Below are 16426 nucleotides of genomic sequence, written 5' to 3'. Positions count from 1 at the left end.
TATTTTCATGTCGCATCGGGGTCCGCGTGCTGTCGAGGTCGTGCTGTCCGAGGAGGAGCGCGCCGAGTTGTCGCGTTGGGCGGGTGGTGGGGCGGGATCTCGTCCGGCCGAGCGCGCGCGGATCGTCCTGTCGTGTGCGGATGGTGCGTCAAGTGCCCAGGTGGCGGCCGACTTGGGCGTGAACGTCGCGACGGTGCGCAAGTGGCGCTCCCGGTTCGCGGCTCACCGGCTGGCGGGCCTGGCCGACGAGCCACGGCCGGGCCGGCGCAAGCCGGACCTGGTCCTCACCGAGGCCGAGCATGCACAGTTGACGCGCTGGGCGCGGCGGGCGAAGACCGCGCAGTTCCTGGCGCTGCGCGCCAAGATCGTGCTGCGCTGCGCGGAGGGCGGGACGAACAAACAGGTCGCCACCGAACTCGGCATCGCGCAGGCGACGGTCAACCGCTGGCGGTCGCGGTTCATCGCGGGTCGTCTGGACGGGCTCGCGGACGAGCCGCGCCCGGGCCGGCCGCCCTCGATCCTGCTTGACCAGGTCGAGGACGTGGTCATCGCGACGCTGGAGTCCACTCCGGGCAAGGACACCCACTGGTCGCGCGCCTCGATGGCGAAGCGCACCGGATTGTCGAAGTCCACCATCGGGCGGATCTGGAAGAAGTTCGACCTCAAGCCGCACCTGCAGGATGCATTCAAGCTGTCCACTGACCCGCAGTTCGTCGATAAGGTCGTCGACGTCGTCGGCCTCTACCACAACCCGCCCGAGAAGGCGGTGGTGCTGTGCGTCGATGAGAAGAGCCAAATCCAGGCGCTGGACCGGTCCCAGCCAGTGCTGCCGATGATGCCGGGCATGCCCGAGCGCCGCACCCACGACTACCTGCGCCACGGCATCACCAGCCTGTTCGCCGCGTTCAACATCGCCGACGGCACCGTCATATCGGAACTGCATCGCCGCCACCGCGCCATCGAGTTCAAGAAGTTCCTGATCCGGATCGACAAGGCCGTGCCCACCGGACTCGACGTCCACCTGGTCTGTGACAATTACGCCACCCACAACACCGCCGAGATCAAGACGTGGCTGGGTAAACACCCCCGCTTCCACGTCCACTTCACCCCGACCGGCTCTTCCTGGATGAACCAAGTCGAGCGGTGGTTCGGCCTGCTGACCGACAAACTCATCCGCCGCGGCGTCCACACTTCCGTGAAAGCCCTGGAGAAGGACATCACCGCCTGGATCGACACCTGGAACGAGAACCCGAAGCCGTTCACCTGGACCAAGACCGCCGACGAGATCCTCAAGTCCCTCGCCGACTACCTCACCAAAATCAGCCCACCCAGCACCAAAAATCAGCAGCAGACTTAAGACTGGCTTTTCTGGCGCATCACACTAGGACCCCCCAACCCTCCGAGCTGTCCGTCTGGCCTGGCTTCGCGGAGATACGTGACCTGCCAGGAAAGCCGGTACACGTCACGCTGGTGTTCAGGAACCAGCGCGGCGCCACCGTGCTCGACCGACAGATCAGCACCACCCCGCAGCCGTCCTATCCAAACGGCCGCAACTGCTCGCCGGGCGGCCACCAGGCACGCCTGATGGTCACGGAAGAGGGCTCGCTGATCCCACGCTGACCGTGCGCTCCACCACGGATCTGCGCCGGCGAGGCGCTGAGGCCACCTGCGTCTTCAGGCCCCGGGACAGCCGCTGTCCCGGGGTCGGTCGGCCATCGATTGGGGATCGAACCGGCGACTTCGCGTAATCGAGAGTCACGTATTCCTCGGCCGGTGAGCGCTCGTGGTCACCGTGAGTGGTCACCAGGGGCATAGCGTCTCCAGGTTCCTCCGGACTCAGCGGTGCAAAGTAGCTCCCGGGCTTGACCAGCGCCCCGTTGCTTCGCACCCAGCCCCTTCGTTCTCAGAACCAGTGCAGACAGTGCGGGGAGCGCTCGGCGCGGAAGAGGGCGTCAGCGAGGGTGGCCGCGCCCGGGCGGTGGGCCCGGATGTGTCCGGCACGCACGAGCGTGCTCGGGGCGGTGCCGCCGAGGTAGACCGAGCCCAGGTCGCTCACGTCCAGGGACAGGTCGGGCTCCCGGTCCGTGGGGACGCAGTCGGCCTTGCTGTCCCGGACGGTCAGCAGGTAGCGGCCGTGCTCGCCGAGGAACGGGTCCTCGACGTCGAGGACGAGCTCGCCGTCCGTGAACCAGCCGCGCGCGGTCAGAGCACGCGGGACATCGAGCAGCCGCACCCAGAGCCAGTCGGTGTCGCCGCTCACCTCGCCGGCGCGGAAGTCCGCGAACTGCCAGCGCAGCGGGTGCTGGGGCGGGACGTGCTTGAACACGACCTGAGAGACCAGGTCGTGTCCGAGTACGAACCGGGCCAGGGCCGTGAAGACGACGTCGTCGGGGGCGATGGTCTCGTCGACCGTCAAGGTCTCGGGCTCGCCGATCGAGTAACTGGCGTACCCGTCCGGGACGCCGTCGGCGTCACGGTGAACGGCGATATAGCGCGGCGCCGGCGAGATAGGGGGTTGCCCCGCGCGCAAGGCCCACCAGCGGTGCGGCCGGGACAGCGCGCCGGGCTGGGCGCGGCGATACCGGTCGTAGACCTCTTCCAGAATCTCTCCGCACTCGGCACGACGCAGCACCTCGACCGAGCCGTTGTCCGAGCCGGTCGCTGGGGCGTCGGCCGTTCCGCGCGCCCGGGGAACGGCGAGGGCGGCCTGGTGGCGCGGCACCGTCAGCCGCGCCGTGTAGGTCGCTGGTCCGTAGCCGAACCTGCCGTAGATCGGGGCCTCAGAGGCCAGCAGCACGGAGAGGAACTCCCCTCGGGCCCGCAGCTCGGCGAGCTGATGCCGCATCATCGCGCTGAGCACGCCCTGGCGCCGGTGCGAGGGCAGGACGCCGACGGCGGTCACCCCGGCTGCCGGGACGAGGGTCTCACCGGGCAGGGTGAGTTCGAAGGAGTGCGCGGCGGCGGTGCCGACGGGCCGCCCGTCCGCTGTCAGGGCGAGCAGGCAGCGGTCCATTTCGAGCGCCGACCACCAGAGCCCGCCGCCATCGATCGGGGTTTCCGGGAAGCGCCCGAACGCGGCATGGACTGTGCCGACGAAGACGTCAAGGTCCTCATCGGTCGTGGAACGAATCTCCATTGCCGCCGCTGCCTCCTCGAAATAGCCGGCACCACGACTCGTGGTGTCTGGCCACAGTGCACCGTTGCCCCGCTGCCAGGGCAAGCGAATTACGGCCGGGCCCGGGGCCGGTCACAGCACAGCCTGGTCCCAGCCCGGCCAGCTAGGCCGTGTTTTGAAAGTGCCTCGGTTCCCTCGTCCCGCGTTGTGATGATCTCGGTGTGGGGCGAGGGAATCTTTCTGACGAGCAGTGGTCCGTGCTGGAGCCGTTGTTGCCGGTCGCGGTGTTGGGTCGGCCGCCGGTGGGCTGGGTGCGGTCGTCCCAGCGCACGCGGCTGAGGACGATCCGGTAGAGGGCGGCGTTGGCCTGGCGGTCGCCGCCGCGGTTGAGTCTGCGGCGCTCGGTCTTGCCGGAGGACGCTTCGACCGGGCTGGTGCCGCACAAGGCGGCGAAAGACGCCTCGCTGGTGAGGCGTTCGGGGTTGTCACCTGCGGCGATGAGCAGGGCTGCGGCGCTGTCCGGGCCGACGCCGCGTACGTCGAGCAGACCGGGCGTACTCGCCTTGACGGCCTCGGCTATCCGCTGGTTCAGGTCGTCGATCTCTTCGGTCAGGTGCTGGATTCGGCGGGCCGGCAGACGCAGGGTGTGCCGGGCAGCTGTAGCAGGCCCGGTCGCGTCCAGAGCTTCCAGTGCGGCGCACCGCTTGATCAGGTGCGGGTTGGTCAGGCTGGCCAGGGCCTCGCGCAGGGCGGAGTCGGCGCAGACCAGGACGCTCTTGAGCTGGTTGATGGCCTGGGTGCGGGACTTGATCGCGGATCCCTTGGCGAGTTCGAACAGCCGCAGCATCTCCACCGGGCCGTCACTCGCCTTGGCCGTGGCGGTGGCGCGTCCGGACAGCACGGCGCGGGCGGCGGCCTCGGCGTCGACGGCGTCGGTCTTGCCGTGGCGCCGGCGGGCGGCCTTGTCCGGCTGGTTGACCTCCGTGACCTCGATTCCCTCGGCGTGCACGTGGCGGGCCAAGGCCGCCCCGTAGGAGCCGGTGCACTCGACACCGGCACGTCGCACCACTCCGAACGAGCGGGCCCAGGCGACGAGTTGGCGGTATCCCTGCGCGGTCGCCGGGAAGCTCCGGCCGTCCAGGGCGCCACCGAGCACGGTGGTGACAGCCGCGGCGTGAACGTCCATGTGGGTGTCCACGCCGAGCAGGACCTCCTCGGCGGCGTCGGCCGGGATGTGACACGGGGCAGCGGATTGCGTGATGCTGGGCAAGGTCGCCTTCTCCTGATCGCCTTGGGTGCTGGTGGCCGTCGCCGGGCCGGGGCGGTCAAGACTGTGACGGTGCCTGTCGCGAAGGCCCCTATCGGGACACCCAACAACGTGACAGCGCCATGGGGTGAGCCCTGGTGGCCGAGTTGGCTCGGCAAGCGGCTGCAAGCGGTTCCACTCGGATCTGCCTGAGTGCCGAGCGGGGTGAACCGCGCGCGCCGCCCCTACTTTGACAGGTTCCGCTGGTCTGTCACCCGTATGGAGTAGTTCCGCCTCACCCGATGGATTTAGGAAGAGGTAGGCTTATGTACAGGGCATCGACATTAAAGGCGCACTTGACCTGGCGTGATGTCTACGGCTTGAGATGCGGTGCTGAATTTCACCAGGGTGCTGGTTCCGAAAAGACCATCCACCAGCAGATCACTCGACCCCCGATAGATGACTCGACCTGCGATCGAAATCGATCACGACTGATCGCAGCATCCGGCAGATTGCCCATACGGCTCCCGAGGTCCCCGCGCATGCGGGGGTGCGGCGCGAATCAATCCTTCTGCCACCTGCTTCGATCGGATTCAAGGGTCGGCTGACGTAAGTACGGCCCTCGCGATCGAGGGGAACGATTGAGGGGAATGAGAACAGTGCAGATCACGGGCTTCAATCCTACGAATGGCCCCGTCGACACGAGGGTCACCTTGTCGCTGACGGATATGCCATCAGATGCGAGTATCAACAACACCACGGTGCTGCTGAGCGGATCGCCTACGGTCGATGTGACTGCTGTCGACACACGCGGCAGCACGATCAACGTCACCATTCTGGCCAATTCGCAGAGCGGCGACTTCGAAGTGACGGTTCAAAGCCCGACAGGTCCCGTCAGTGCGCAGAGCTCGACCGTCTTCACCGTAAATGCAACGCCTGGGGCGGCGCAGATTACCGGCATGCAACCGCGCACAGCCGTTCGGGGTCAGACACCATTGACCCTGACTGGTCAGAACCTCAACCAGATTAAGTACCTGCGCATCGGCAACGTGAATGTCCTGAGCCTGCAGCACCTGAACTCTGAAATGGTCCGCGTGACGGTTCCCGCGGCCGTACAGCCCGGTCAGCAGCGTGTCACCGGACAGACACAGGATCGCCAGGTGAACTGCCCCTACATGCTCACCGTGCAGTAGCCGAACTCCGTCGCAGAAAGGAGATGGCATTCATGGCCACCCCGCAGGATGTGATCGACGCCTGGGCGGATATCACGACATGGGTGCAGGACACGCTGCCTGAACTGGCGCAGCAGCAGAGTTTGCCTGTGGAAACGTACGATGCCGGCGACCTTGGCGCCTGCAGCGTTTTCAACACTCCCGGGGAGGGCTCGGTGGGCTGGGGTAGTGACGGTGACGCCACCATTACGCTGACCTCTCTCAAGATCGCCAGCATGTCCGGTGTGAAGATCCAGACCGCAGCCGCAGTAGACGGCACCACGGTGCACCTGCCGTTGTCGTTCTCCCAGCTAGGAATCTCCGGCACCTACAGCTATGGCCAGCCCTGCGCGCTCTACGACTTGGGAAAGAAAACGGATTCCGCAACCGCCAGAGGCCACGGCGCCATCGTCCAGACCATCAGCAACAACTCGCTCTACTACGCTGCCAAGTTGGGAGACACTGTGACCCTGAGTAACGTCGTGGTCAATGGTGCTCCGACGGTCACCGTCACCCCGGATACGGGTGGGATGCCTTCCTGGCTGGTAGCGATCGGCAACTTCTTTTCCACTTTCAAGGAGGAGGATGCGCTGCGCTCGACGCTACAGAATGTCTTCCTGACTGCTGACTTCAGCAAAACGTTGATCGCGTTGCTCAACCAGCGGATAGGCGGCCGAACATGACTGTGAATCTGGAGAGCTCGACTGTCGACGTGCATCTGCAGACTCCCTCTGGGGATGTGTCAGTCGGCCAGTTCAGCCTGAACGATGGTCAGGTCACGGGAACGGATCGCCGCGGCATCACCTACCGAGGCACCTGCACGCCCATGCCGGACGGCGGCCTGAACGTCGAGCTGATGGCTAGTGTGCCGGCCGGTACCAGAATCGGGGAGAGCAAGGTCACCGAGACAGACGCCGAGCAGAAACTCGCCTTCCACCTCAACCAGGAACAGGTGGCCGGCCAGCAGACCAAGGCGATCCTGCTGTCCGGCTTCGGCTCCGCCGATGTGCGATTCGAGGTGCGCTGACAGAGCTTTGTCGTGTCAGCGCCTGAGGGCGCCCACCGCAACCTGATGCCACACTGCACCGACGCACCGGTACCCGCTCACGTTCGACTGATCCGCTTTGTGGAGAGACGCTATGACCGGGAGCCAACAACCGCAGCCGCAGAACCCGCTACAACTCGGCCAAATGCTATATGAGGTACTGGATTTCACGGTCATCGGCACTCCCCGGAGCGCGGCCGCCGCCCGCTATAACCGAGTGATATGCAACGCGGATGGTGGCAGCCCGGTCGAGCCGCTCGACCTGCAAGCACAGGATCAGATCCGGGACGTCAAGGCGGCCACCAATATGCACGCCGCCGTGCAGAACGTCTATGTGCTGACAGCCGACAAGATACAGATCATCGGAAGCGAATACGGCAAAGCCACCTCGCGAACCTGGCCCGTCTCCAACCTGAGCAACATCGTGGATCTCGATCCGCAGCAGATTCAGGATCCGCACCTCCTGCTGTTCGGCCAGGATGCACAGAGCATCTTCCTGCAATCGCTCGATTGCTCCACCGGGCACCTGTCCAGCCCATTGTGCCTGCCGACCACCGTCACGGGCAGGGTGGTGGGCGCGCTGCTGGCACGCAATCAGCTCGATGCGCACGCGATCGTCTGCACCGTGCACAACGGGCAGTTGACGGTCAACGATCTCGGTTCGAGTGTGCTCGGTGCGAACCCAGCGATGTCATCGGTCAACACCATTTCGCTAGGCGCGGTACAGAATTCGGCTGTCGTCGACATCACCACAGCCTCGCTGGCGGCAGGCACTTCGGACCAGCAGGTTGTAGTGACCTATCCCGATCCACAGGGCGTCCTGAACGTTACTGTGCTCGGCTGGACCAAGCAGACTCTGGTTTCGGTCGCGACGGCCACCCCTGATCTCAGCTTCGCCCCGCCCGAGGGCGCGGCGTTCCGGGTGGCCGCCGGCGACCTGCTCGGAAATGGCGTCGACCAGCTGGTGGTCGGATACAGCGCGACCTATCAGTCCGTGAAGGGCTGCGCCGCGCTGTTGCTGTTCGAGCTGGAGGAGGGGGCCCACGGCACTCAGAGCCTGAAGCAACTCAGCAAGTACGCCGCAGCGAACACCGGTTCACAACCTCTCGCCTCAATCGACCTGCACTTGGCGGTGGGTCTGTTCGGGGAGGCACTGCCTCCGGACCAGACGGCGGTATCGGCCGATGCGCCCGCAGGAGTGCTGGGGGTGCTGGTCGTCGGCGGTGGCGCCACCTTCGACCAGCTCATGAAGGGGGAGGCTTCCATTCTGGCCGGCCTGGTGCCCGTTGATGCGGTCGAGAAGACGTTCCCACGGTTGAACAATTCCCCCGGTCTCCCACAGCACCTGACGGACGTGATGACCATCGACTACCAGTCCGGTTTCTTCGCGTTGCCGAGCGATGTCACTGGGCAGAGCGTGATCCTCGGTCCGCCAACGCTCAGCCAGTCGGTGGGTAAGGGGCAATTGCTGGCCGTCATTCAGGCGCCGCCGTTCGAGTCCGGTGATGTGTCGAGCAGCAACCCGACCCTCACCTTCGGCCAGAGCGTCTCCAAGGTCACGGGATGCAATGTCTCGTCGAACAAGGTATGGACGTTCAGCCAGGACACCGGCCGTTCTATCGGAATTTCCGGGCAAACCTTGGGGCAGCACGTCAATAGCTCCTATGGCTACGGCTTTGACCAGCTCGACGACTACTCCACCAGCAGGCTCGTGCAGTCGACCACAACGATCTCCGTGGACGACCTGATCGTGCTGTATGCCATGAGCTACTACGTCTGGACCTACCCGGTCTACCGCAAGGCCGGCCAGGACGCCCCGGACGGTACTATGGCGGTCATTTTCCCGATGACGCCGGAGCCGGTCCAGAGCATCATCCCCGCGAGCGATCCCAGCCTGGGCTACATACCCCGCTCGCAAAACGGCGTCCTGTTGAGCTATGTCAACCTGCAACCGGACGGTTACGACGAGTCCCAACTGCTGTTCAACTTGACCAACATGTCGGTAACCAACGAGCCCAGCGGAAGCACCCTGAACTACGACCAGAACCAGATGGTCAGCGAAAACATCAGCAAGTCATTCATGGTCCACAACTCCACGACGGACAGCGCGCACTTCTCCTTCAGTACCACCCTGCTCGACTACATCCCGATCGATTTCGGGTTGGACCTGAGCGAAGGACAGACATACTCGGAGTCGGACGTGCAGACGACGATGCTGTCGCACACCACCACCATGAACATCACCGTCACGTCGGGAAGCGTCAAAGACATCGGATACGAATATCAGATCGCACCCTATATTTATTACCATCAGACGATGGGGTGCCTGATGGTAAGTTATAAAGTTGCCATGCCCGGCAAACTGTGGGCCAGCTATTACGGACCCCGTGTCATGCTGCAGTCGCTGTATTCAAATTCCACGGATCCGGTGTTGCAGGGGCTCAGCCGATCGATTTCTTTCCAGGACAACGACGACGGCACGGTTGACGTCAACGTCGAGGTCTTCAACAACAGCTTGAAGGAGATCCAGAATGTCGGCTGCGAGTTCTACCACGGAGCGCCGACGGTAGTCGACAGCAAGCTTACGCCGTCTGGGAATATGGTCGGACGCCAGGGCTTGGAAACGTTGCTGCCGACTGGGCGCGCCACGATGAGCATGAACATGAGTTTGCAACAGAAAGACCAGGTGGTTGTCGTTGTAGTGTACGGCGTGCCGGCACCGGACGGCATGCAGGTGCGTGAGGTGTATTGGGGTATCTACCCGCCCTCAGCCTTCGCGGACTGGCATGCGCAGCAGGTGTCATTACCGGCTAGGGAAGGGTGACCCGGCTATGAGATTGTCGGCCGCCGAGCGGGCATCGTGTGGATTCGCCGAGGAAGGTGCGGATGATCTGGGACCGCTTCCGGACGGGATTTCCACCGACGCTGCCACAGCGGTGCTGCGGGCCCGGCAGTTCGGTCGTGGCTTGCACGTGACCCGCACGGCCAGGCGTGCCGTAGCCAAGCTACGTGCCAGCGCACTGGAACTCGCCGAGGGCGGCCACCTCGGGCTGATCCTCGCCACCGAGCGTGGCGACCAGCATATGGTGGCCCGGCGCACAGCCGATGTCGCCCAGCGGATGAGCCTCGGGGAGCGGGCGCCGACCGATCTCTTCCGGGCGATCGCCTACTTTCCGGTGGGCCGGGTGGCGAAGAGCATCGCGGAGAAGCTGCAAGCTTGGGGGCCGGTCGTCAGTGTCCCCGCCGACCTCGAGCGAGCTCGGACTCTGGCTGAGGTGTGGTTGACGGCCGGGCGTGCCGAGCAGGTGGTGCTGGTGGCTGCCGACGCGACGGCCGATGGTGCCACGGCGCACGCGACAGCGGAATTGTGGCTCGGAGGCCGGCGAGCTGACACCGCGCCAGCCCTTACCATGACCGCCTATGTTCAGCGGACGCACCAAAGCGAGGGCGTGTCGTGCGCGGAACTGGCCAGCCAGGTCATCGAAACGCTGGCCCCGGTCGGCGGCCGGCGTACAGCACTGATCGTGGGTTCCATGCTCGCCGACACGGGCGAGTCATTGCTCGCCGAGGTGTCTCCCCGTGACCCCGGTCCGCCCTTGGAAGGCGCCATCCGCTCACTGGCGGGCCAGCTTGGCTTCAGCGAGCTGTTCGTCCTCACAGGTTCCTCCGGAGCCAGCATGACCGCCCTCGGGCTGGCCCAGGACCTCATAGCACTGGACCGGGCCGACTCTGTCGTGGTCTGCGGCGTCGATCTGGTCCACGGCGTCCTGGCACAGGCCCTGGGGCTGCTCCGCTGCGACGACCTGCCGCACATGCGCGGGGGAGCAAGCGCCCTGATGCTGCAACCAGGGACGCCAGACGGCGGCCAACCCATCCTGCAGGCATGCTCACTGGTCAGCCCAGCCGTCCCGTCCCAGCCCACCGTCGCGATGGACCTTGCCAGCGTCCCCACCGGCCTGCCGAACGACAGGAAGCCGTCGCATGTCGTGCTCAGCGGACTGAGCTCCCTCGATCTGCAGTGCGCCGAGCAGCTGGCTGGCCACGTCTGGCCGGGCGCCCCGATCTCCAGCCGCGGCGACGTTCGCGGTGTCGGCGACGATGTCCTCCGGCTGGCGGGAACGGCCAGTGGCCTGGACCTGCCCATGGGAATTGTCGGGGTCCACTCCCTCGGCGGGACGGGATGCTGCCTACTGACTTCGGCGCTTTGAGGAATTTCCAGCAGCAGCTCGCGCCGTCCGGTGTCGATGAGGCGCTGACGGCGCCAGACGTAGATCGTCTGTTCACTGATGCCGAGGTCGTGGGCGATCTGCCGGATCGGCCGGCCGGCTTCGACGAGATCGAGGACCTTGCGTCGGAACTCGACTGGGTAACTACGGGGCACGGGAGCCTCCTTGAGCGTCTGGAGCATCATCTGTCCAGCAAAGTGGCTCCACCAGACCCGGGGCACATCAGACCACTGCTCGCGCTCATTCGCTGAGCGGCGTGTTCTCGATGACTCAGCCACGCCGGCCGCGGAAGGACCATCCGGCCCCAGCCACCCGGAGCCTCAGTTTGGAAGACCCCGTATGCAGATGCCGAGCAATCGTCAATACCTGTGGATCAGAGGTTGCTCAGCTTCGGGATGATCTGAGCCGGGTGTGCACCGCGCCGACGCGGCAGGCATGGTCGCGGTGCGAACCTCAAGGCGCGCAACGCGCTGTGGAGGGTGCTGCATCCTGACGCCCGCTGGCGGTGGGCCGCGGCCCAGCCCGTGTTCGACCCCTTGGCCCGGGCCATGGACTTCACGGCTCAGCAGGCGGCTCAGGAAGAACGGCGCCAGGTCCACCGTGCGGTGGCAGCCGCTGCCGCGCGTGTCCACCAGGCTTACCGCGGCTGAGTCGCGGGCAGTCGTTGGTCGCTCGGCCGAGGGGGAAGTCGTATAGCTCGTGGGCGGTGGCCAGCCGGGCGTTCAGCGGCCCGCTGCCCGTCGGTGCGGCGTTTCGGCCAGAGACTGATCCACCCCTGAGCAGCAGTGCTGCGAGACCGACGGCAACCGCGGCGGTGAGCTGCGTACAGCGGGCGCATCGGCGCCTCCCCCCATCCCTGTTCTTGCGTGGGTATCCCCGGCTTCAGCCGGGGAGGGAAACGCGTCCTAAGCCCGGAGGCGCGAAGCGCCGGAGTTCGCTCCGCCTCTGTCGTTGCGGTCAGATAGGCCGCTTCTGGCCTTCGATGTACTGGCGGATCACGGTCAGCGGTGCACCGCCGCATGATCCTGCGAAGTAGGAGCGGGACCAGAACACTGCCCCCATGCCGATCCGGTTGATGCGGCCGGTGTACTCGGCCCGCAGGTACCGGGAGCTTACGCCCTTGAGGGAGTTGATCAGTTTAGACAGGGCGACTTTCGGCGGGTAGTGCACCAACAGGTGCACGTGATCCGCCTCGCCGTTGAACTCGCGTAGCTCTGTCTCGAAGCTGGCGCAGACCTCTCGCATGATCTCCTCGCACCGTTTGAGCATGGCGTCATCGAAGATGTCACGCCGGTACTTGGTGACGAACACCAAGTGTGCGTGGAGGGTGTAGGTGACGTGCCGTCCGGTGCGGATATCGGGGTTTGGCTTCCAGCGTGGTGACATACGCCAAGCGTAGTATGATCAAGCGAGCCAACGTGGAAGGGGGGTGGGTCGGATGATTCGTGCGTACAAGTTCCTTATACGGCCCACCGTGGGCCAGACGATCGCACTGGGCGAGATGCTGCGCGATCACTGCTCCCTCTACAACGGTGCCTTGCAGGAACGCCGTGACGCGTACCGGCACGTGTCGAAGACGAGCATCAAGTACGGGATGCAGTCCGCGCAGCTCAAGGAGATCCGGGTGCACGACCCGGAGCGTCAGGGCCGGTGGTCCTTCTCCTCCCAGCAGGCGACGCTTCGCCGTCTCGGCAAGGCATTCGCCGCGTTCTTCCGCCGCGTCAAGGCGGGGGAAACGCCGGGCTACCCGCGCTTCCGTGGCGTGAACTGGTTCGACACGGTCGACTTCCCCAAGGACGGGGACGGCTGCCGCTGGGACTCCACTCCGCACGACCCGGTCACCCGCGTCCGCTTCCAAGGTGTCGGGCACGTCAAGGTCAACCAGCACCGGCCGGTGGTCGGCAAGGTCAAGACCGTGTCCCTCAAGCGTGAGGGCAAGCGCTGGTACGTGATCCTGACCGCCGAGCAGACCGCGCCTAAGCCGCTTCCCGCGACCGGCTCTGTGGTCGGCATCGACATGGGCATAGCCAACTTCCTTGCCGACTCGGGCGGCGAGTTCATCGAGAACCCCCGGCACGGGCGGAAGGCCGCCGCGAAGCTCGAAGCGGCACAGCAGGCTGTCGCTCGGTGCAAGCGCCGCAGCAACCGGCGTAAGAAGGCCGTCCAGAAGGTTGCGGACCTGCACCGAAAGGTTCGCCGTCAGCGCCTCGATCATGCACACAAGACCGCGTTGGGCCTGGTCCGCGAACTCGACTTCATCGCGCACGAAGACCTTAAGATCCGCAACATGGTCAAGGCCCCCGCACCGAGGCCCGACCCCGACCGGCCGGGCAGCTTCCTGCCCAACAGGGCCGCCGCAAAGGCCGGACTCAACCACTCGATCTCGGATGCCGGATGGGGGGTGTTCCTGACGATCCTGCACGCCAAGGCTGAAAGTGCCGGACGAGACGTGATCGCTGTGGACCCCCGCAACACCTCCCGGACCTGCCCCGAATGCGGGCACGTCGCAGCGGAGAACCGGCCCACACAGGAGAAGTTCCACTGCGTCTCGTGCGACCACAGCGCGCACGCGGACACGGTGGGCGCCCTGAACGTTCTACGGGCCGGGCTGGTCCGTCGCGAAGCCGCACCGGCATAGCGAGAAGCCCCCTCGTTCACGACTCCGTTGGGAAATCCGTAAACCGGTGATGCCGAGTGTGCCGGGCTGCCATGATCGGCCTGTTCGCCGATCGAGGGTGGGGCTGGATGTCGCTGGAGCCGCGGGCTGATCGTGGAGTGCCGGAGCTGACTGCGCGGGTGGTGCGGGCTTCGTTCCCGAAGGGGACGCTTGCGGTCCGTGTTCGTGAGGCGCTCGGTCCGCTGTTCGAGGACGAGTCCTTCGCCGAGGCGTTCCCCGGACGGGGGCGGCCGGCGGTCTCGCCTGGGGCATTGGCGCTGGTGTCGGTGCTGCAGTATGCCGAGGGGCTCACCGACCGGCAGGCCGCTGACCAGGTCCGGGCCCGGATGGACTGGAAGTTCCTCCTCGGTCTTGAGCTGGACGACCCGGGGTTCGACTTCTCCGTCCTTTGCGACTTCCGTGCCCGGCTGCTCGAGCACGGTCTGGAGGAGAAGGTCCTGGACCTGATCCTTGAGCGCATCTCCGGGCTCGGGCTGCTGCGCGCGGGGGGCCGTCAGCGGACCGACTCCACCCACGTGCTCGCGGCGGTGCGGACGTTGAACCGGATGGAGTTCGTGGGCGAGACCCTGCGGGCTGCGCTGGAGGCCCTGTCAGCGGCGGCCCCGCAGTGGCTGTCCGCGCTGGTCACCGAAAACTGGGTCAGACGATACGGCGCCCGGATCGACTCCTACCGCTTCCCCAAGGGGGAGAACGTGCGCCAGGAGTGGGCCGAACAGGTAGGCCGTGACGGCTTCACGATCCTTGAGGCCGCCTTCGCTCCCGGCTCTCCGGACTGGCTGCGGGAGATCCCCGCCGTCCAGGTCCTGCGCCGGGCCTGGGTCGAGCAGTACCACCGTGATGGCGAGGGGGTGCACTGGCGGGAGGGCAAGGACCTCCCGCCGGGCAGACGCCGACTGTCCTCGCCCTACGACCCGGACGCCCGCTACGGCGTGAAGCGGGGATCGGGCTGGTGCGGCTACAAGACGCACCTGAGCGAGACCTGCGAACCCGATGTCCCACATCTGATCACCCACGTGGTGACCACGGATGCGACGGTCGCCGACACCGAGCTGACCGACGTGGTCCACCAAGGCCTGGCCGCACGGAAGTTACTTCCAGGCGAGCACGACGTGGACGCCGGCTATGTCACCGCCGCGCACATCGTCACCGCCCGGGACGAGTACGGGATCGAGCTGGTGGGGCCGGTCGGACTGGACACCTGCCACGAGAACCACGAAGGCGAGCACTTCACGCAGAGCGCCTTCACGATCGACTGGCAGACCAAGAAGGTCACCTGCCCCCAGGGCAAGATCAGCGCCAGCTGGTCCGACCAGCGAAAAAGCAGCGGAACTCCCATCGCGCGGGTGCACTTCACCGCCCAGGACTGCGGGAACTGCCCCGTGCGCGAGAAGTGCACCAAGGCAGCGAACGGCAAATGGGGCCGCAGCCTGACCCTGCTCCCCCAAGACCAGCAGGAGGCGCTGGAAGCGCGGCGCCGCGAGCAGCTGACCGACGAGTGGCAGCAGCGTTACAACATCCGCGCCGGCGTGGAGGGCACGATCTCCCAGGCAGTGCGGCGCACCGGCATCCGCCGGACCCGCTACACCGGCCTGCCCAAGACTCACCTCGGCAACGTCCTCGCCGCCACGGCGATCAACATCATCCGCCTCGACGCCTGGCTCGACGACACACCCATCGGCAAGACCAGAACCACACATCTCGCCGCACTTGACCTGACCGCCTGACCGTCAGCCGATTCGCGGATTTCCCAACGGAGTCGTTCACGAGGGGGAGGAGTCACAACCGCCAAGTCGTCAACACCTGGAGTTCGACCTGTAGACGCACCCGAACAGCCCGCGAGCGCCGGACCGTCGTCCGCGCCGTGAGCAGCCAGGCTGCGTTGGAACAAGCGGCGTCTCACGGTGCGCCGAAGGCTCGGGCGGCTGGCGCCGTCGCGTCGACCGTGACGGCGAGGACAGCACCGGCGACACCCGTGGACCCTGTCAGTCCGTGCCGGGCCGTGGTGATGAGCAGGCGGCCGCCTTCCGGGACCAGGCACACCGAGGTGGGTTGTGGGGTGGGCAGCGGGATGGTCGCGTCGAGTGTGCCGTCGGGCCGGTATCGATGAACGACCCCGTGGCCCCACACCGCCACCCAGAGCCGCCCGGTGTCGTCCACGGTCATGCCGTCGGGGCTGCCACCGGCAGTGACACGGGCGAACTCCTCGCGGCCCGTCGGATTTCCGTCCCTGTCGAGGGTGCAGCGGTGGATGACACCGGCAGCGCTGTCGGCGACGTAGAGCAGGTCGCCGTCGGCGGCGAAGGCGGGGCCGTTGACGATGGTCATGCCGTCGAGGACGCGGTGTACGGAGCCGTCGGGATCGGTGCGGTAGAGGGAGCCGGCGCCCAGTGTGCCGTCGTAAGGCATGCTGCCCGCCCAGAACCGGCCGTGCGGGTCGCAGACCCCGTCGTTCATGCGGGTCGGAACGGGGGAGTGCTCCTCGGGGCGGGCCAGCCACTCGGGCCGGCCATCCGGCGTCAGCAGGGCGATGCCGGTGCCGGCGGCGGCTATCCAGTGGCCGGGGCGGCCGTACACCGGGGCGACCGCGCCAAGGGAGACGTCGAGCCGCAGCAGTTCGCGTGGTGTGCGCCTCCCATCCTCTACAACCTCCAACAGTCGTCCGGCGAGGATGTCGACGTAGATTAGACGTCCGTCGACCCAGCGGGCGCCCTCGCCGAGCTCGTGGTCGCCGTCGGCCCAGATGTCGGCTGGTGACTCATGTCGGTTCACTCAGGTGTTTCTCCAGACGGTGGGTCTTGACCGGCCGCAGCGCCCGCTCGCCGCAGTTGGTGGTGAAGGGCACATGCCGGGGGTGTCGGCGAAGTGCAGGACTGAGTGGGACTGGTCCCGCAGGCGTTCGAGCAGGT

13 protein-coding genes and 1 pseudogene are annotated in these 16426 nt (G+C 66.2%); 9 read left to right on the top strand and 5 right to left on the bottom strand.

Going from position 1 to position 16426, the window contains the following annotated elements:
- Window positions 1-7 precede the first annotated feature (7 nt).
- Entirely contained in the window at window positions 8-1357 is a 1350-nt protein-coding gene (locus OG972_RS42080; RefSeq protein WP_266991557.1) for an IS630 family transposase, read from the top strand.
- Between the two features lie 113 nt (window positions 1358-1470).
- A complete protein-coding gene (locus tag OG972_RS42075) occupies window positions 1471-1620 on the top strand; it encodes a hypothetical protein (RefSeq protein WP_266991555.1) in 150 nt (49 codons plus the stop codon).
- 283 nt (window positions 1621-1903) lie between these two features.
- On the opposite strand, the gene OG972_RS42070 is transcribed toward OG972_RS42075, so the two are convergent.
- Together OG972_RS42070 and OG972_RS42065 are read right to left on the bottom strand one after the other, a co-directional pair.
- Complete coding sequence (locus OG972_RS42070) at window positions 1904-3136, bottom strand: GNAT family N-acetyltransferase (protein ID WP_266991553.1); 1233 nt, start codon at window positions 3134-3136, stop codon at window positions 1904-1906.
- Between the two features lie 142 nt (window positions 3137-3278).
- Window positions 3279-4385: an IS110 family transposase gene (locus OG972_RS42065; protein WP_266991551.1), complete on the bottom strand. Its 1107-nt coding sequence runs from the start codon at window positions 4383-4385 to the stop codon at window positions 3279-3281.
- Window positions 4386-5020: 635 nt separating this feature from the next.
- Between OG972_RS42065 and OG972_RS42060 the strand changes: the two genes are divergently transcribed.
- The 5 genes from OG972_RS42060 (at window position 5021) to OG972_RS42040 (ending at window position 10825) form a co-directional block, all read left to right on the top strand.
- Complete coding sequence (locus OG972_RS42060) at window positions 5021-5554, top strand: IPT/TIG domain-containing protein (protein WP_266991549.1); 534 nt, start codon at window positions 5021-5023, stop codon at window positions 5552-5554.
- Between the two features lie 32 nt (window positions 5555-5586).
- Complete coding sequence (locus OG972_RS42055) at window positions 5587-6255, top strand: hypothetical protein (protein ID WP_266991547.1); 669 nt, start codon at window positions 5587-5589, stop codon at window positions 6253-6255.
- Window positions 6252-6599 carry a hypothetical protein gene (locus tag OG972_RS42050; protein WP_266991545.1) on the top strand — a complete coding sequence of 116 codons (348 nt, stop codon included), beginning with the start codon at window positions 6252-6254 and terminating at the stop codon, window positions 6597-6599. Before OG972_RS42055 ends, OG972_RS42050 begins: the two co-directional genes overlap by 4 nt.
- Window positions 6600-6711: 112 nt before the next feature.
- Complete coding sequence (locus tag OG972_RS42045; RefSeq protein WP_266991543.1) at window positions 6712-9441, top strand: hypothetical protein; 2730 nt, start codon at window positions 6712-6714, stop codon at window positions 9439-9441.
- 13 nt (window positions 9442-9454) lie between these two features.
- The gene (locus OG972_RS42040) at window positions 9455-10825 is read left to right on the top strand and encodes a hypothetical protein (protein WP_266993054.1); all 1371 of its coding nucleotides are present in this window, start codon (window positions 9455-9457) and stop codon (window positions 10823-10825) included.
- 92 nt (window positions 10826-10917) lie between these two features.
- Here OG972_RS42040 and OG972_RS42035 read toward each other — a convergent pair.
- A pseudogene (locus OG972_RS42035) lies at window positions 10918-11025 on the bottom strand (hypothetical protein); the annotation flags it as partial.
- A 775-nt stretch (window positions 11026-11800) separates the two neighbouring features.
- A complete protein-coding gene (gene tnpA, locus OG972_RS42030) occupies window positions 11801-12229 on the bottom strand; it encodes an IS200/IS605 family transposase (protein ID WP_266991541.1) in 429 nt (142 codons plus the stop codon).
- Between the two features lie 52 nt (window positions 12230-12281).
- Here tnpA and OG972_RS42025 point away from each other — a divergent pair, with 52 nt between their 5' ends.
- Window positions 12282-13481, top strand: a complete 1200-nt coding sequence (locus OG972_RS42025) for a transposase (RefSeq protein WP_266991539.1) — start codon at window positions 12282-12284, stop codon at window positions 13479-13481.
- Window positions 13482-13588: 107 nt separating this feature from the next.
- On the top strand, window positions 13589-15244 hold the full coding sequence (locus OG972_RS42020) for an IS1182 family transposase (protein ID WP_266991537.1): 1656 nt from the start codon (window positions 13589-13591) through the stop codon (window positions 15242-15244).
- A gap of 172 nt (window positions 15245-15416) precedes the next feature.
- On the opposite strand, the gene OG972_RS42015 is transcribed toward OG972_RS42020, so the two are convergent.
- Window positions 15417-16289, bottom strand: coding sequence for an SMP-30/gluconolactonase/LRE family protein (locus tag OG972_RS42015; protein ID WP_266991535.1), 873 nt, complete (start codon window positions 16287-16289; stop codon window positions 15417-15419).
- Between the last annotated feature and the right edge of the window lie 137 nt (window positions 16290-16426).

It is taken from the genome of Streptomyces sp. NBC_01669, assembly GCF_026339735.1.
GTDB lineage: Bacteria > Actinomycetota > Actinomycetes > Streptomycetales > Streptomycetaceae > Streptomyces > Streptomyces yanii.
This window is presented reverse-complemented; position numbering and strand designations above follow the sequence as displayed.